Source organism: Synoicihabitans lomoniglobus, assembly GCF_029023725.1.
GTDB lineage: Bacteria > Verrucomicrobiota > Verrucomicrobiia > Opitutales > Opitutaceae > Actomonas > Actomonas lomonigloba.
Genome location: NZ_CP119075.1, coordinates 1,897,967 through 1,916,329 on the forward strand (window position 1 = coordinate 1,897,967; position 18,363 = coordinate 1,916,329).

Annotated in this window: 8 protein-coding genes; all 8 read left to right on the top strand. The window is 60.5% G+C overall.

Annotated elements, in window-relative coordinates; all coding sequences use genetic code 11:
• Positions 1-35: 35 nt before the first annotated feature.
• The 8 genes from PXH66_RS07425 (at position 36) to PXH66_RS07460 (ending at position 18,348) form a co-directional block, all read left to right on the top strand.
• Complete coding sequence (locus PXH66_RS07425; RefSeq protein WP_330928843.1) at positions 36-3,131, top strand: efflux RND transporter permease subunit; 3,096 nt, start codon at positions 36-38, stop codon at positions 3,129-3,131.
• Positions 3,132-3,153: 22 nt separating this feature from the next.
• A complete protein-coding gene (locus tag PXH66_RS07430; RefSeq protein ID WP_330928844.1) occupies positions 3,154-4,482 on the top strand; it encodes a TolC family protein in 1,329 nt (442 codons plus the stop codon).
• A gap of 51 nt (positions 4,483-4,533) precedes the next feature.
• Positions 4,534-7,515 carry an AsmA family protein gene (locus PXH66_RS07435; protein ID WP_330928845.1) on the top strand — a complete coding sequence of 994 codons (2,982 nt, stop codon included), beginning with the start codon at positions 4,534-4,536 and terminating at the stop codon, positions 7,513-7,515.
• A 92-nt stretch (positions 7,516-7,607) separates the two neighbouring features.
• Complete coding sequence (locus tag PXH66_RS07440; RefSeq protein WP_330928846.1) at positions 7,608-9,851, top strand: AMP-binding protein; 2,244 nt, start codon at positions 7,608-7,610, stop codon at positions 9,849-9,851.
• A 43-nt stretch (positions 9,852-9,894) separates the two neighbouring features.
• Positions 9,895-11,337, top strand: a complete 1,443-nt coding sequence (locus PXH66_RS07445) for an FAD-binding oxidoreductase (RefSeq protein ID WP_330928847.1) — start codon at positions 9,895-9,897, stop codon at positions 11,335-11,337.
• A gap of 62 nt (positions 11,338-11,399) precedes the next feature.
• Positions 11,400-12,401: a hypothetical protein gene (locus PXH66_RS07450; RefSeq protein ID WP_330932302.1), complete on the top strand. Its 1,002-nt coding sequence runs from the start codon at positions 11,400-11,402 to the stop codon at positions 12,399-12,401.
• A gap of 136 nt (positions 12,402-12,537) precedes the next feature.
• A complete protein-coding gene (smc, locus tag PXH66_RS07455; RefSeq protein ID WP_330928849.1) occupies positions 12,538-16,326 on the top strand; it encodes a chromosome segregation protein SMC in 3,789 nt (1,262 codons plus the stop codon).
• A gap of 12 nt (positions 16,327-16,338) precedes the next feature.
• Entirely contained in the window at positions 16,339-18,348 is a 2,010-nt protein-coding gene (locus PXH66_RS07460) for a tetratricopeptide repeat protein (RefSeq protein ID WP_330928850.1), read from the top strand.
• The last annotated feature ends 15 nt before the right edge of the window (positions 18,349-18,363 follow it).

The window sequence follows — 18,363 nt, forward strand, 5'->3', positions numbered from 1 at the left end:
TTCCACGCTTCGCTTCCTCCCGACTTTTCTGATCCATGCCAAAACGCAGCTTCACTGATCTTTTCGTGCGCAAGCCGGTGATCGCGCTGGTGGTGAATATCGCGATCCTTGTGGTCGGTCTGGTATCCTACAACCAGCTCAACACCCGCCAATATCCCCGCAGCGACAGTGCGGTGGTCAATGTCTCGACCATTTACTTCGGGGCCAGCGCCGACACCGTCCGCGGTTACATCACCACCCAGCTCGAGCGCGCAATCTCGAGCGCCGATGGCATCGACTACATCGAGTCCGAGAGTTTTGCCGGGATGAGCACGATCCGGGTGTATCTGCGACTCAACTACGATACCAATGCCGCGCTGGCCCAAATCAGCGCCAAGATCGATCAGGTGCGCAACGAGCTTCCGCCGGAAGCCGAGTCTCCGACCATCAGTGTCGAGACGACGGACAATCAATTCGCGTCGATGTATCTGAGTTTTTATTCGGATACCCTGAGCCAGAATCAAATCACGGACTACCTGAACCGCATGGTTCAGCCCCGTCTGGCCGCCATCAAGGGCGTGCAAAAAGCGGACATCCTCGGTGGTCGCGTCTATGCCATGCGCGTTTGGCTCAAGCCCGATGAACTGGCCGCCCGCGGACTCAGCCCCTCGGAAGTTCGCCAGGCTTTGGTTTCCAACAACGCGCTTTCCGCGGTGGGCGCGACCAAGGGCAACATGCTGCGCGTCAGTTTGGTGGCCAATACAGATCTTAAAAACGTCGACGAGTTCCGCAGTATGGTGGTGGCGCAGAACAATGGTGCCATCGTCCGGCTGGCGGACGTCGCGGAGGTCGAACTCGGCGCGGAAAGCTATGACGCCCAGGTTCGTTTCGGTGGCCAGACCGCCACCTTCATGGGCATCTGGGTGCTGCCGACGGAGAGCACGGTGGAAGTGATCCAGCGGGTGCGCGATGCCTTCCCCGATGTCGAAGCGAGTCTGCCGGCGGGCCTCAACGGCAAGATGGCGTATGATGCCACCGAATACATCAATGATGCGTTGCGCGAAATCCTGACGACGCTTCTGGAGACGCTGCTCATCGTGATGCTCGTCATCTTTCTTTTCATGGGGTCGCTGCGCTCGGTGTTTATTCCGGTGGTGGCCATGCCACTGTCGCTGATCGGCGCCATGTTTGTCATGTTCCTGATGGGGTTCACCATCAACTTGCTCACCTTGCTGGCGGTGGTTTTGGCCGTCGGTATCGTCGTCGACGATGCGATCGTGGTGGTCGAAAACGTGGAGCGCCATATTCGAGAAGGTCTGACTCCCATCAACGCGGCCATTCAAGGGGCGCGTGAATTGGTCGGGCCGGTCATTTCGATGACCATCACGCTGGCTTCGGTCTACGCTCCGATCGGTTTCCAAGGCGGTCTCACCGGCGCGTTGTTCCGCGAGTTTGCCTTCACCCTTGCGGGGGCCGTGGCCGTTTCCGGCTTCGTGGCTCTCACGCTCTCACCGATGATGAGCGCCTACATGCTTAAGGGTGGTGACGCCGAAGAAAAGGGTCTGACGGGCATCATCAACCGGGTCTTCGATCGGGTGCGCAATCGCTACGAACGTGTCGTCGGTGGCTGCTTGGAGGCCGTGCCCGTTATCCTCACGTTGGCGGTGCTCTTTTCCCTCCTGCTGGGCCCTTTCTTCATGTTCGCGCAAAAGGAACTCGCGCCGAAGGAAGACCAGGGGGTGCTGATGACGATCCTGCAAGGCGCCCCGACTGCCACGTTGGAGCAGGCGGTCATGAACACGGCCGAGGTGCAGAAAATCTACGAAGCTCAGCCGGAGTATGAAACGTCGTTCCAGATCACGACGCCCAACTTTGGCTTTGGTGGCATGATCTTGAAGCCGTGGTCCGAACGGGAACGCAGTGTGCTTGAGATCGAGGCCGCGCTGCAGTCGGAGACCGCCAAGATCGCCGGTGCGAACGCCATTCTTAACACACCGGACGCGCTGCCGGCCGGCGGACAGTTCCCGATCGAATTCGTCATTCGTTCGACCGATGACCACCGCGAGATGCTGGATTTTGCGAATCAGCTCGTGCTCTACGCCAACACGGAAGCCAATGCCGGCGGAGGTGCGCCGACGTTTTACTTCGCGGACAGCGACCTGAAATTCGATTTGCCGCAAACCACGATCGATATCGACAAGGACATGGTGGCTTCCATGGGCTTGAATCTGACCGATGTTTCCCGTGATTTGGGTTCCATGCTGGGAGGCGGTTACGTCAATCGCTTCGTCAACGATGGCCGGAGTTATCGGGTCATTCCCCAGGTCGAGCGCGGCGAGCGGCTCAATCCGGAGCAGTTGCTCAACTATCACATCCGGGGCCCGCAAGGTCAGCTCATCCCGCTTTCCACCATCGCCACGTTGACGGACACCGTCGAACCCCGCGGGCTCAATCGCTTCCAGCAACTTAACTCGGTGAAAATCACCGGGGTCGGTCCGAGCATCGATTCCGCTCTCACCAAACTGGAGCAAAAGGCGCAGGAAATTCTGCCGCCCGGTTACACCGTCGACTACGGCGGTCAGTCCCGCCAACTCCGTCTGGAAGGCAACGCGCTTTGGCAAGCCGGACTGCTGGCGTTGGTGCTGATCTTCCTCGTGCTGTCGGCGCAGTTTAACAGCTTCCGGGATCCGCTTATCATTCTTCTCGGCTCCGTGCCATTGGCGTTGGTGGGGGCCATGCTGCCCATCTTCCTGTGGAAGACCTCGCTCAACATCTACTCCCAGATCGGTCTCATTACATTGGTCGGGTTGATCGCCAAGAACGGTATTCTGATCGTCGAGTTCGCCAACTCCCTGCAGGAGCAGGGGGTCCCGAAAAAGGAGGCGATTCGGCGCGCCGCCGCCACTCGACTGCGTCCGGTGCTCATGACATCGGCGGCGACTGTGTTCGGTCACATGATGTTGATCTTTGTGGATGGCCCCGGTGCCGCCGCGCGTAACAGCATCGGTTGGGTGCTGGTGGTGGGCATGGCTGTCGGCACGTTCTTCACCCTCTTCGTGGTTCCGGCGTTCTACATGTTAATCGCCAGCGAACACAAAACCGCCATCGTTGATGACGCTCCGGACGGCGCGATCGAGCCGGTGCAGTCCTGATCATTCCTCTCTGTTTTCCGCAATGAATCCGTTTCGTTCTGTATCATCTCTTCTGTCCCGCGCCGCCATCGCGGGATTACTCCTTCCGGCGATCGTTCAGGCGCAGGTTCCGAACGAACTCGATTTGCGCACGGCAATTGAGTTCGCGGTCGAAAACAACTTCACCATTCGCCAGGCACGGGAACGCATTCGCGAGCAAGAGGGCCTTATTGTGGAGGTGAAGTCGCAGGTGCTGCCCAATGTATCGCTCGGCGGCAGTTACAGCCGGGATGCGTCGAGTCTGGCGGGACCGAATTCCAGCGAGCAAAACTGGCAAATCGCGCTGCAAGCCCGGCAACTGCTTTACTCCGGCGGTGGTGTGAGGGCGGCTCTCGATGCCCAAAGCATCGTGCGTGAAACGGCCTTGCTCGATCTCCAGGCCGTGATCAACGACCAGCTGCTGCAGGTGCGGACCAATTTCTACAACGTGCTGCTCGCCCGCGAACAGATCGACGTGCAGGAGGAGAATGTGAAGCTGCTGGAAGAGCAGCTCACCACGGCTCGCAACCGTTTTGAGGCCGGCGCGGTGTCCAACTTCGATGTGCTGCGCGCGGAGGTCGAGCTGGCCAACGCCAAGACGCCGCTGATCCGTGCCCGCAATACCTTGCGCACGTCGATCGATGAACTCCGTTACTCCCTCGGTTTTGATAATCGCAATCCGGACCACGTCGACGTCGCACCGGAATTCATCGGCTCGCTCGATATCGTGCCCGTTTCATTCGATTTTGCCGCCGCGATCGATGCGGCGCGTGCCAACCGTCCCGAACTGGTGCGGCTTTCCAAACTCGTCGACGCTCGCGAAGCCGGCATTGTCATCGCGAAATCGGATCGTCTGCCGACGGTCCACGCGACGGCCGGATACCGGGTGCAAAAGTCCTTCGCCTCGGATCGTTTTCAAGAATCACTCGACGGCTGGACGGTTGGGATTCAGTCGAACTGGGCGATCTGGGACGGGCGCGCGACCAAGGGACGCGTGGCGCAGGCCATGTCGCAAAAAGAACAGGCGCGCCTGGCGCTCGAGGATGCCACGCTCGGGGTGGAAGTAGAGGTGCGTCGAGCCCTGTCGGCCTTGATTGAAGCAACCGAGTTGGCCGACGCCGCCGGCAAAGTCGTGGAGCAGGCCGATGAAGCCCTGCGCCTGGCCAACGCCCGATACGGCGCCGGCACGGCCACGCAATTGGAACTCCTTTCCGCCCAGGTCGCCCTTACGCAGGCGCGCAACAATCAACTTCAGGCGAATTACAGCTACAATGTTGCAGCCGCTTCGGTTCGGCGTTCGATTGGCATGACGGACGCGCTGATTTCCCAATAGGACTTTAGCAGAACAATACTCGATCATCGCGGTCCGAACCCTTGCTCCAGCATGAAACGGCGTCGCGGTATTTTAATCGGGATAGGGGCCACGATTGGCGTCGTGGCCTTGTTTGTCGTGTTGGCGTTCCTGCCTCCGATCCAGAAATGGATCGTGACCCGAGCGCTGGCGGGGCAACCGGATCTGGTGGTCGAGTTCGACGCCATCGCGGTGCGGCCCAGCTCGATCACCATCGAAGCCCTGGATGTCCAACAAGGCGCGGTCCGCTTTCGCGCACCGGTGGTGAAAGCGGATCTGCCGGTGTGGAAGCTGCTCGGTAAAACCGTGCAATTGGAGCGATTGGTCGCGACCGACTGGACGGTGCACTACGAACCCATGTCCGAGATGGCGGAAACTGCGCCCGTGTCCCCGCGAGTGGCGACGGCGAGCTTGATACCGATGCTATTTGCCCAGGCCGCGCCGACCGGGCAATCCGAGGTCGGGCTGGCTCAGATTCGTGAGTGGATGACTTTGCCGGTCGCGTTGAGCATCGGCCACGTCGATCTTCGAGGGAGCGCTTCGTGGCGCAATGCGGGGCCTGGCGCGGATGGTCAGGCGCAGGTTGCGATTTCCGGCGGCAATCTGGGGGTGGGGCGGCCGGGACAATTCGCGGTGGACGTCAGCGCGGCGGGCGATGCCGCGGGCGCCAGCGTGATTCGTTCGCTCGACGTGCATGCGCAAATCGAACTGGTCATGCAATCGGCCCACTCGATTGGTCACGCCAGTATCAAGTCCACTCTTACGGGACGACGCGCCAATGTGGATCAGGTGGATCAATTTGAACTGTCATTGGTGGTGGATGATGACGTCGGTGGTCCCGCTTTGAATTTTGTGTTGAGCGATCAAGTGCAGCGTTTGGTCGATGTGAGCCTGGCGGCTGATCTGGAGGCTGATTTGCTGGCCGGAAACTGGCGGGTGCAGCTCAATACGACATCGTTGCAGAGTCTCATGCTGGGCACGCCATTGCCGCAATTCGACGTCGGAGGCGGCGGCACCTGGTCGGCGGACTGGACCTTGTCCGACGCCGAGATCGAGGGCGAACTCGCTTACGCCGTGAGCGAATTGGATTCATTGATGCCACCGTTGGCCTCGATCGGAGAGCTCAAGGGGGACGCGAAGTTCGCGGGTCAACGCAAGGGAGGGGATTTAAGGGTGACGGTGCTGGATGTCACTGTTGATGGCGCGGCGCCGGTGGCACATTTGCGGCTTTTGCAAGGCGTGGAGCTTGGCATGGAGACCTTTGAGGTCCGGGTGGCATCCCCGGAGAATCCTGTTTTTGATCTGGAATTCTTGGGCCTGCCCGCCAGTTGGACTCAACCGTGGCTGGAGCCGTGGGTGCTCGATGCCCATCCGATTCGAGGCCACCTGACGGGCTTGGTGACGCCGCATGGTGTGCGCGTCGTAACATCCGAGCCGTTGCGCATCGATGGGCTGATGGTCGCGGGGGAAGGGCGCACGTATTTGGACGAAGTAGACGTGGCCATCGGAGTCGGAGCGGAAGTCACCAACGAGGGATGGCAAATCGAGCTGGACCGCGTGGAAATCGGTGACGCCACGGGCATGTATGCAGCGCTCAGTGCCCGCGGCGGCCACCTCACTCGCGACAGCGACGTCATGAAGTTGGTGGGGAGTTTCGAGGCGGATTTGGCTGCGCTACACCGTCTGCCGATCCTCGAAGGACAAGCTTTGTTACAGGCCGGTCGCCTTCGTGGAGAGTTTGGTCTGGGCCTTGAGGACCGCGTCTCCTTGGCCGCCACTCTTGGGATCACTGGGCTGGTGATGGTCGACGGTGAACCCTTGCCGGACGTGCAGTTGGATGGCCGCGTCGATCTGCTGGGGGATGGTGCGATCGAGGCCCATTTGCCCATTCGAATCACGCAAGGCGAACGTGTCTCGGATCTGACCCTCAACATGCGCGCTCAGCCGGAGAACGACGGTTGGCGGGCCGACGGGAGCTTGAGTGGTCCCCGGGCGTATGTAGCGGATCTGCAAATACTGGGCGCCCCTTTCGCCATTAGTGAAAATCAGGATGACTCCCCAACGTCGCCGCCGGTCACTTCCCCGGTTCCCGACGGCACCTCCGGCCAACCCGTCTGGAGCGGTGTCACCGGGATTTTCAAGACGGCGATTGGTCAACTCATCCTGCCGAATGGCATGACCCTGGAGGACGTCCGGGGCGATTTGACGGTGACGCCGGATCGCGTCGAAATGACCGGACTGAGTGCCGACGTGACTTCGGGGGGCAGCTTCGGCCTCGATGGTCAGATTGCGTTTTCGCCCGACGGGGCCGATGCCTATGCCGCGGGGGCACGGATCAAGGCGCAGGGCGTCGAAATGGCTCCCCTTCTGCGTATTTTCCAGCCGGATACGGCGCCGGTTTTTGAAGGCAAACTCAACGCGACGGCCGATATCACCAGTGTGGTGGCGACGCTGGACCAATTGGCCGATCATGCGGCCGTGAGTGCCCAGGTGACCAGCGCGGGTGGGGTATTGCGGGCGTTGGGGGTGCAAGTGGAGCAATATATTCAAACCGGTAAAACGGTCGCGGCGATCGGCGGTTTGCTCGCCATGGCCACGGGGAATTCACGGGCCGCTGACTACGCGACGAAAGTGCAGGCCGTGACCGCCGTGGCAGAGCAACTGTCCGTGCTGGCCTTTGATCAGCTGAATTTGGAAGTCACTCGCGCTGCCGCCGGCGATGTGACGCTGAGCGATCTGTCGGTTATCTCACCCGGATTCAGACTGCTCGGCAGTGGCAGAATCAACTATCAGCCCGAGACCCCCGTTTGGCTCCAACCGCTGGCGGTCAGCCTGCAGCTTTCGGCGCGAGAGAAGATGGCGACTGATCTGACGACTTTGCGTCTGCTGCGCGCGGAACCAGACGCCCTGGGTTACCTACCCCTGGTGCAGAGTGTGAAACTCGATGGCACCCTGGCCAAAATCGGCACCGCCGAAATCGAGCGTCTGCTCACCCGCGCGCTGCAACGGCCCTGACGGAAAAACGAGGGCGTGGGCTCATTTTGGTCGATTGATCAAAAGGGTTGAAACCTTGGCGGGCGATCGGTCGCATAACGATGAAACCCCTCATGTCTGAAACCCCTCGTTTTAAGCGATCCACCCTGCCATGGATCTTGGAAGCCATTGTCGCGTTGATCGCGGGCTGTCTTTACCGTGTGCGCAGTAGCAGCACGGAGGGTTTGCCGACGGGAGGTGCGCTGATCGCGGCCAATCACCTCTCGTATGTGGATGTGATCGCCCTGCAGTTGGCCTGTCCGCGGCCGCTGCGCTTCGTCGGCTACCAAGGCATGCGTGATAGCAATTGGTTTTTCCGTCTCGCGTTCAAACTCAGTGGCGCCATCGCCATTTCCAACCGCAACCCTTTGGGCGCAACCCGGGCGGTCGTGCGTCACCTGCAGGCGGGTGACTATGTATTGGTTTTTGTGGAAGGGGCGATTTCCCGCACCGGTCAATTGATGAAAATCCGGCGGGGCTATGAACTTATGGCGCGGCAGGCGGGCGTGCCGGTGGTGCCCGTCGCGCATGATGGTTTGTGGGGATCGGTTTTCTCGTTTTCGGGCAACCGTTACTTGTTCAAATCGCCGCGACTGATGCGCACGCACGTTTACGTGGCCTGGGGTGACCCCGTGCCCGCCGCGGAAATGCCGCCCGAACGACTCCGCCGCGAACTACTCGACCTGGGGAAGCTCGCATTTGACGAACGCCCGCAGCTCAAACGACACCTCGGACGAGAAGTGGTGCGAGGATTGGCGCGCCGACCTTGGCGGGTCGAACTGATCGATCGCACCGCAGCCCGACGCGAGGTGAAAGCAGGACAATTGCTCGCGGCGGCTGCCGCGCTTTCCCGTCACATTCGTCGAACAATTCCCGAAAAACGCGTAGGCATCGTGCTACCGCCAGGGGCAGGGGCGAGCATTGCCAATCTGGCGGTGCTCTGCGCCGGTAAAGTTCCGGTGAATTTGAACTTCACGGCCGGTCGCGCCTCCATTGAGGCCAGTCTGCGATTGGGCGAGGTCTCGACCATTATTTCCGCCCACGCCGTGCGTGAGAAAGTGAAGGAGTTTCCCTGGCCGGATCGCACCCTCGATCTGAGCACCGAGATCCAGACCTTGGGCGGTAAGAAAGCGATTCTACCGTGGCTGCTGGGAGCGTGGTTCCTGCCCAACCAGTGGTTCGCCAACCTGCTCGGTTTGCCCAAGCGCGGCGACACGGACGAGGCTGGCCTGTTGTTCACCAGTGGCAGTTCCGGCGAGCCCAAAGGCGTCGTGCTATCGCACCGCAATATCCTGGCCAATTGCTGGCAAATTTCGTCGCTCTGCATCCTGCCCGATACCGCCACGATGCTGGCGTGTTTGCCGGTGTTTCACTCCTTCGGGTTTACCGTCACCCTGTGGTATCCGATGATGCGTGGTTGCCACGTGGTCACGGTGCCGAGCCCGCTCGACACCCGCCGAATTATCGAGGCGATTCGAGAGGAGTCGGCCACGGTTTTGATCGGAGCCCCCACCTTCCTGCGGCCATTGGTCAAACGGGCGGAACCCGCCGATTTGCGTTCCCTGGACCTGGTGGTGTCGGGGGCGGAGAAGATGCCGCTCGATCTCTTTACGACGGTAAAAGAGAAATTCCACATCGAGATCATGCAGGGCTATGGTCTAACCGAGACCACCCCAGCTGCCAACATCAACCAACCTCACCCGCTTTTGCCGGCGACCCCCGGAGCCGAACCGCAGGTGGGCAAACGCCTGGGCGCGGTGGGGCGGATGATGCCGGGCATGACCGCACGTATTCTTCATCCCGATACGATGACAGAGCTGCCGTTCACGGAACAGGGCCTGGTCGTGTTTCGCGGCGGCAATGTTTTTGCGGGTTATCTCAAGAATCCGGAGAAAACCGCCGAAGCCTTCCATGGTGATTGGTTTGTTACCGGCGACTTGGGACGCTTCGATGAGGACGGTTTTCTCTACATCGAAGGTCGCTTGTCCCGCTTCTCCAAGATCGGCGGCGAAATGGTGCCGCACGGCACCATCGAGCAACGTATCATCGACGTGTTCGATCTCGACCAGAGTGAGGGCTATGTGATCGCAGTGGTGGGGGTGCCCGACGCCAACAAAGGCGAAGCGCTGGTCTTGCTGACGACGATGGAACTGGCTTCCGACGAATTGCGCGATCGGCTGATGGCGGCCGGCTTGCCGGCGCTGTGGGTGCCCCGCACGGTCTCGCAAATCGATGCCATTCCCGTGCTCGGAACCGGCAAGTTGGACCTGAAGGGGTGCAAGGAGCTGGCGACCGCGGTCGCGGCGAACAAGTCGTAAAATCGGTTGCCGAGTGATTCGTGCCATCGGCATGATCGGCGCTGTGCCTCGTTCTTCACTTTCGACTGCCACCAGCCTGCTCAAGCGTAAGCTGGGATCCGCCCTGGTATTCACGGACCCAGACACCTGCTACGCCGCTTCATTCGACAGCGGTCGCATGTCATTTTTACCGCATGCCGTCATCAAACCGCGCCAGCGCGAAGACGTGGGCGTCGTGCTCGCGCTGGCCAATCGTTATGGGGTGCCGGTGACGCCGCGCGGACGGGGCACCACGTTGATGGGTTCGGCCACACCGCGCGAAGGTGGCTGGGTTTTGGACCTCTTGAAACTTAACCGTATCCGCATCGACGCAGAAGCGGGATTTGCCCACGTGCAGGCCGGGGCGGTCATAGCGAAAATTCAGGACGCGGCAGCCGCGCGTGGTTGGTTTTACCCGCCTGATCCTTCTTCCAAGGCCTATTGCACGATCGGGGGAAACGTTGCCTGCAACTCCGGTGGCATGCACGGGGGAAAATACGGCGTGACACGCGATTTCATCATCGCGCTGAAGGGCTTTCTGCCCACCGGTGAATACGTGGAGTGGGGCACGGCCACCCGCAAATTCGCGGCAGGTTTCAATCTGCGCGATCTTTGGATCGGCGGCGAAGGTATGCTTGGCGTGGTGACCGATGCGGTGTTGCGACTGATTCCGCAACCGGCAGCGCGCTGGACTTTACTGACTTCGTTCCCCGACGAAGTAAGCGCTTTCCGGGCCGCCCGGGCGTTGTTTAAGGCTCGGGTTCAGCCGGCTATCTGTGAGTTTCTAGACCGGCACAGTGTGCAATGCGCCGAGAGCGCCATGGGCACGACCATCTTCCCCGGGCAACCGGGCCGGCCTGTTGTGTTACTCGAACTGGCCGGCAGCGCCGCCGAGGTTAAGGAGACCAAAAAAACGGTGCTCGCTTGGGCGAAAGTGCACGCACTCGGCCATCGCACCGCTCGCACCCGTGACGAAGCCGAGTCACTGTGGGCGGTGCGGCGCAAGTGCTCGGGGGCCATGTTCCAGATGGGCGACGGCAAGCTCAATGAGGACGTCACGGTGCCGTTGGCGACCTATGAAAAGTTTGCCCGCTTTCTCGATCGCCTGCGCAAATCGTCGGGACTCGCCATTCCCACCTTCGGCCATCTCGGGGATGGCAATCTGCATGTGAACATCATGTATCACAAAGCGGATCCCGACGCCTGCCGCCGGGCAGAAACCGCCGTGAAGCAATTAATGGAAAAGGTCGTCGAGCTCGGCGGAGCCATCAGCGGGGAGCACGGCATCGGCTTGGCCAAGACCCCATTCCTGCGACTCCAACATTCGGCGGCGGAGATCGGTGCGATGCAAGCGATCAAGCGCGCCCTCGACCCTCAAGGAATCCTCAACCCCGGCAAAATGTTCGAGGTTTTCGAAACATGGAAATGCCCGAAGGTCGACGCCGCCTTTCCGTGGGACCACAAGTGAATCGCTCTTGGACCATGGCGGGCTTGAGGATGTTCGCTTTGTGGTTCGTGCCCCTCGGATTGGTGGCGGCCGATACCGAGGAGATTCACTACCCGTCTTTGCAGTGGATTGACTGGAAGGAGGAGATCACTGAGGTGGCCTCGCGATTTGATGTCGCCGTTCGGAAACGTGAGTTTGTTCAGACCCGGGCAACCCTCCAATTGGGGGATACCGTAACGGGCCTGGTGGCGTTCGAGGATGAGGGAGAGACCACTCAATGGCTGGTGGAACTCGTGGCCCAGACTGGTAGCACCTCCCCATCTACTCCCGTCATTGAGACGTCGCCTCCCATGAGGATCTATAGCATCACGGGCACCGCGCTGGAATTTTCGGACGAGAAGATTAACCTGGCCGTGCGGGTGATTGGTCCGATTGACGCGACGGACCTTACTGGTGTCGCGGAGAAGCGGGTCGAGCTAAGCGTCAACCGCGACCTACTCGCGGTGGGGCTTGATCGCGCGTGCGAAGGTTGGACGCTGATGCGGGAGCGCGTGACCGCTGACCCTCAGCTCGCGAAGTTTAAATATCGGTCGCGGACGTCGAAACCGTTCGACGCGCGAATCGTGGAAGCAGCGCAACCGTTGGTCACGGCTCTGGGGCTCACGCCCGAGCTGGAGCACGGGATGATTGGCGCTCAGCCGATGTTGATGGAGTTTTGGAAACTCGTGGCCCATATCCCGGAAGTGCGGGACTGTTTACCCGCGGTGGTGAGCCCGCCATCGCGTTGGTCGGTATGGCGCAACCGCGGCGGCGTCGAGCCGACGGTTAAAATGCACCCTCAGTTCGCCCAACCGATCAAACTCAAATGGGGCCCTGAAACAACGAAACAGGAGGCGGCTTTCGGGTTCACCGCGCTGCTGCAGCTAAATGGACAACCTGCGATGGCGTGCGCCTTGGTGGCGATGGCCTCACGGCCACCGATTCAGGCGACTGGCGGTATTGTTTGGCTTGCCGCCCAACGTCCAGATGGGACCGGCCCTAGGCTCACGTTTCAGGTTCTGGCGACGAGCTTTTCGGCCCCGTAGTCACGAATGCGTCTTAAAAACGCTCCGAACCGAGGAAGTGCTCGGTCACTCCGTCGCTGGATCAATTTTCCCGCGCATCGGGATTTCCATTGCCGGAGGCTGAGACGGCTCTTCAATCGGTCGTTTTAGCGCCCGCATGTATCTCAAAGCCCTCAAGCTCCACGGCTTCAAATCGTTCGCCGACCCCACCACACTTCGATTTGAACCGGGCGTCACCGCCATCGTCGGTCCCAACGGCTGCGGTAAGTCCAACATTGCCGACGGTATCCGCTGGGTGCTCGGTGAGCAAAGCGCCAAAGCGTTGCGCGGCGGCAAGATGCAGGACGTCATCTTTGAGGGCACGGATTCCCGGCGTCCGTCGCAATTATGCGAGGTATCGCTACTGTTGACCGAGTGCGAGAAGCAGCTGGGCAGCGAGTTTCACGAGATCGAGATCATGCGCCGCGTTCATCGCGATGGTGGCAGTGAGTATTTCTTCAACGGGCAATCCTGCCGCCTGAAGGATATCCAAAAACTGTTCATGGATACCGGCATCGGCCGAACCAGCTACTCGATCATGGCGCAGGGCCAGATCGACCAGATTCTCTCCTCCAAACCCGAGGAACGCCGGGCGGTATTCGAGGAGGCGGCCGGTATCACCAAATACAAGGCCCAGCGTCGCGAGGCGATGAACAAGCTCTCGTTGACGGAGCAAAATTTGGCCCGGGTTGCCGATGTGATCTCCGAAGTGGGGCGTCAAATCGGCAGTCTAAAACGACAAGCCTCCAAAGCACTGCGCTACAAACGTCTCAGTTTTCGCCTGCGGCACCTCAGTCTGGCCCATAGCGCGCACCAACATGGCAATCTCGCGGCGACCATTGCCGAATTGGAAACGCGCTTGTCCGGCTTGCGCCAGGCGGCCGAGGAGCGCCGCACCAAACTCGAAACCGAACAGGGCGAATTGGAGGAAAAGAAGGCCGAGCGCTCGCGCCTCAACCAACGCGCTCAAGATGCCCAGCAAGCGGTTTTCGATCTCAAATCACAGCGCGAACAGGCGGAAAACGGCGGCAATCTGGCCCGCATCAAACGCACGGGTTTGGAAGATCGTCTGGCTTCCTCGAAGGACAACCTCGGCGAGCTGAATATGCAGATGCGCGAGTTGTCCGATCAGGTGGATACCGGCGCACAGGACAAGCAAGAGCAGCTGTCGCTGCTCGGCACGAGCGATTCCGTTTTCCAAAACCGCAACCGGGAACTGGCCGTGGCGGAATCCGAACTGACGCAACTCGAGGAGGAGTTGAAGCAAACCAAGTTTTCCCTGCTCCAAATGGAGAGCACGATTGCGCGTCTGCGCACCGACACCACGGGATTTGAGGTGGACCAACGCACCTCCGTGCAGCGCCACGAACTGCTGGAGCAGCAGATGGAAAGTGCGCGCCAGGAACAGGCGGCCACCACGCAACGCGCGGCGGAAATCGATCTCCGTCTGGAGGAAGCCCGCGCCGGCAAAGCACGCCTCGATCAAGCTTCGGCGGAGGCCCAGCAAGAGATTGGCAATGCCACCCGCGAGTTTCGCGAAGGTCAGCGTGTCTTGCAGGATATCGACCGCGGTCTCGCGCAACGTTCGGCGCGGTTGAAACTCCTCCAGCAACTGCAGGAAAAGTGGGAAGGTTTCGGGGCCGGCGCCAAGGCCGTGCTGCAGGGCCGCCTCGACCAAGCGTTGGACGGACAGACAGCGACACCCGTGACCAAGAATCTGCAAGTCGACCCCGCCGCCGGCAAGGCAGTGGAGGCGCTGCTCGGCGCCGCGGTGGAAGCGATTCACGTCGTTGATCTTGCGACGGCTCGGCGCGTGCTGACCCAGCTGGAACAGGAACAAATCGGCAGCGCCGTGCTGCAGGTCGAAGGCATGGGCACGACTCCCGATGCCAACGGCGAACTCCCGTCCTTTTTGCAGCCCGCGACCCGGGCGTTGATTAATTTGGATGCGGCGCATCCCGCCACCGCGTTGTTGAGCGCGTGCTATTTGGCCGACGATCTCGATGCCTTTTTGGATTTCTGGACCACGAACCCGAATTTCAGTTTCGTGGCGGTCGCGACACGCAAGGGCGAACTGGTGGACCGCCGCGGATTGGTCTTTGGCGGTTTTAACAAGAAGCCGGAAAACAGCATTGTGCAGCGCGAGATCGACCTGCGCGAAACCGCCAAGGCCATCGCCGACGAACAGCAGAAACACGAAGCCCAAAAACAGGTTATCGAGCTGATCAACCAGCGTATCGCCACGGCGGAGCAAGCCCTCGAAGATAAACGTCGGGAAGTGCTGGAAGCGACCCAGCTCGTCGCGGAAACCCAGACCGAACAGCGCAACGTCCAACGTGCCTTGGAGGAGGGCAATCAGCGCATCGGCCGCATGGAACGCGAACTGGCGGGACTCGAAGCGGCGCGCAACGAAGCGCAGGAACGATTCGATAAAGCGCAAGCGGGGCTCGTCCAAGCGGAGGAGCAGGCCAAGTCGGCCCGAGCCCGGATTGACGAGATCGAAGTCCGCGTCGTCGAGGTCCGCACGGATCGCGACGTTAAGCGGGAAACCCTCGCTCAGGCCCGCCTGGAACTCGCGGAGCGTCGCCAAAAAGTCGAAGTGCTGGACCGGGGCATTGCCGACATGGAAAAACGCCGCGATCAAATCGCGCAGATCCTCGCCCAGCGACAACAGGAAATCGAAGTGTGGTCGGAGCAAATCGTCGCCCTGGAACACGAGGCGGAGTCCAGCCGGGCCCGGGCTTCCCAAATCGGCGAAACCCTGGTCGTCGCACAGGATCAGGTCGCAAAAATTCGCACCAAGCTCAGCGAGGTCGAAGGCGAAATCGAAGCCGTGGAAGCGGCGCAGCAAGGACTGCGTTCAGCTTCAGAACAAGCCCAGGGGGACTTGGGGCGATCCGAAGTGCGTCTCGCCGAAGCGAAGTCCCGCGCGCAGTTCATCGTCGAAGACGTCACCCGCGAATACGATACTGCGGTGGACCGGCTTGATTGGCAGCTGTTGCTGTGGCGTTCCGACGAAGAGCCGCCCGACATGCAGACGCTCGATCTCGAGGACGATGACGACGAGGGTGGGGAAACCGAAAGCGGCGAATCCACCGACGCCACACCGAAGCGCCGTCGCAAGAAAAAGGAGCCCAAAGGAGATCCCACTCAGGCCGATTTGGACGCCATGTTGGAGACCGACTGGCCGTCCATTAAAACCGAGGTCGATGCCTTGCGTCAGCGCCTCAACTCGATGGGGGCGGTCAACTTGGTGGCGATTGAGGAGTATGCTGAGCTCAAACAGCGCTTCGATTTCCTCAAAGGACAGAGTGGTGACCTGACCGACGCCAAGACCGAGTTGCTCTCGGCCATTGATGAAATCAACCGGACCTCGCAGGAGCAGTTCGCGATCACGTTTGAGCAGATCAAAAAGAATTTCAAATACACCTTCGACACGTTGTTCGGCGGCGGACGGGCCAATCTCGAATTGATCGCGGCCGAGGATATCCTTGAAAGCGGTATCGAGATTACCGCCCAACCTCCCGGCACCAAACTGAAGAGCATCACCCTGTTGTCCGGTGGCCAAAAAACGCTCACCGCGGTGGCGTTACTGTTTGCGCTCTACATGGTGAAACCATCACCGTTCTGTTTGCTCGACGAGCTCGACGCGCCGTTGGATGAATCGAATATCGGTCGCTTCACCGCGTTGCTGAAGAAATTCGTGGGCGAGTCCCAGTTCATCATCATCACCCACAACAAGCGCACGGTCTCGGCGGCCGAGGCAATCTATGGCGTGACGATGGAGGAGCGAGGGGTGTCGAAGACGGTTTCGATGCGCTTCAATCACGACCACGGTGAGCCGGAATCGCATCCGGAAAACATCGCCGAAGCGGTTCGCGGGGCGCAAAGCGTGCACCAAAACTAGACCCGAGGATTCATGAAAATACCCCGCCTCAGTTTCAGCTGGAAGCCGACCATCAGCGGTCGTGAAAACTGGCGACTGGGGTTGTGGATTCTGGTCGATGGGAAACACGGTCGGCGGTCAAAGCTTCGGATCATGGGGCGGGGCCTGGTGCTCTGGTTGGCGGCCCTGGCCCTGATGGCCTATCTCGGCTTGGTGACGGCGTGGTTTTTCGTGCTCAATCAGCGTCCCCATAATCTGGTGACGTGGGCGGATTGCGTGCTCGTGCCCGTGCGGTGGAGCGAGATCAGTCGCAAACGGGGTGATGCCTATATTGCGGAAGGCCTCGCGGCCATGGAGTCCCGCAACTGGAGTGAAGCCATTGTCAGGATACAGGCCGGATTGGCACGTTCGCCGGACAACCGTAATGGCCGGGAGCGGTTGGGGATGTTTTTCATCGCCGCAGGCCAACGGGACCGCGGCCTCAAACTCCTCGAAGCCGGAATCGAGCGGGGGTATCCGGGACGGGACGCCATGGAGCGGTTTTTACGCGCGGCCATGATCGGCGATAACTTCAACGTGGCGCTGGACGCATTGGATGCGGCCCTGACACAGTCCGGACCGGCGGTGGATCGTGATCGGGAGTGGATGATCGACCAACGCACTCGGGTGCTGATCGCCGACGAACGGTTCGACGACGTGGTGACGTGGACCGCGAACCAATCGCAGATGAGCGAAGTCCTGCACGAATCCCGTGTCATCGCACTGGTTGAACTCAGGCGGTTTGAGGAAGCACATGTGGCCCTTGATGCTTGGGAGAAGGGAAGTGGGGCACTCGGGGGCAGTGAACGCGTGCGTGTGCGGCTCGCCCGGGAAGAGGGCGACCTCACCGTCATGCGCGAGACGCTCGCGGCCATGCGGGCCAGCCAACCCATGAGTCCGCGACCGATGGTTTATTCCATCGTGCAGGAGCAGCTGATCGGTGAAGCGCAGGCCGCGCATGAACAGCTGCAGGGATATTTCATTCGGTTCGGCGCGACCCTGCCAAACTTGTTGATGGTGGCACGTCCGTTGGCGGAAATTGAGGCGTGGGATCTGTTTGACCAGACCATCAGCCGCGCTGAGGAAATGGGCTTCGACGATGCTTCCCTGCTCATGGTGCAGGTGGATGCGGCGATCACCCGGGGAGACCCACCGCAAGCGCTGGAGTTGTTGGACAAGTATGAGACTCAGACGGCCAATGCCGAACCACAGCGAGGCCGGGAAGTTTGGATCGCTCTTCAACGTGCCATGGCGAACCATTTACAAACCGGGGAAGAGGGATCCGCGGGCAGTATTCTGGAACGCATTCGAACCATGCCGATCGCGCTCAATTCGATGAAGGAAATGGCCGAGCGCCTCGAACGTGGAGGACGGTTGGAGACATCATTGAAGGTGTGGCAACTGGCCCGGGGGCGCTACCCCAACAGCACGGAGGTGGCGCGTGAGGCGGAACGAGTGCGGGAACGGGTGGGGGAGACCGAGGTCGAGCGCGTTCCGGAAATTCCGCTGCTGGCCGACGGCGACGATCTTGAGCTCGAACCGGAACCGTTTATGACGCGACCCGAGCCGGAGGATCGACCGGAATTGCTTTCGCCCAAACGGTTCTTCGAGCGATGTGACCAACTCATTGCGGAGAGTAACTGGGGAGTGCTGAGCACGCTGATCAGCGATTTACGTCGGGCTCGTCCGGTGTGGTATGCCAGTCGCCAGAACGATTTGTTGGTGCGGGAGATCGCGCTCAACACGGGTGAGAAAAACTGGCCGGCCTTGATTTCCAACATTCGCTTTCGTCTCGATGGTTCGCTGGAACGGGGACTGGAAGTTATGAACGTCGTGCGAAAACTGGATCGCGAAGGCGAACGCACGGTGGCGGAACAAGTCCTGCGGGAAGTGGAACGTCGTCACCAGAATTTCCCTCCGGCCCGTCGGCAGCGAGAGGATTGGGAGGCTGCCGCCGAGCGCGAAAAGAAGGCGGCGGTTGAAGCCGCCGAAGCGGGCAATTAAACCGATGTCACCGGG

Coding starts and splice junctions, on each gene's coding strand:
- smc (WP_330928849.1), top strand. CDS start 12,538: ATGTATCTCAAAGCCCTCAAGCTCCACGGCTTCAAATCGTTCGCCGAC.
- PXH66_RS07460 (WP_330928850.1), top strand. CDS start 16,339: ATGAAAATACCCCGCCTCAGTTTCAGCTGGAAGCCGACCATCAGCGGT.
- PXH66_RS07435 (WP_330928845.1), top strand. CDS start 4,534: ATGAAACGGCGTCGCGGTATTTTAATCGGGATAGGGGCCACGATTGGC.
- PXH66_RS07440 (WP_330928846.1), top strand. CDS start 7,608: ATGTCTGAAACCCCTCGTTTTAAGCGATCCACCCTGCCATGGATCTTG.
- PXH66_RS07425 (WP_330928843.1), top strand. CDS start 36: ATGCCAAAACGCAGCTTCACTGATCTTTTCGTGCGCAAGCCGGTGATC.
- PXH66_RS07430 (WP_330928844.1), top strand. CDS start 3,154: ATGAATCCGTTTCGTTCTGTATCATCTCTTCTGTCCCGCGCCGCCATC.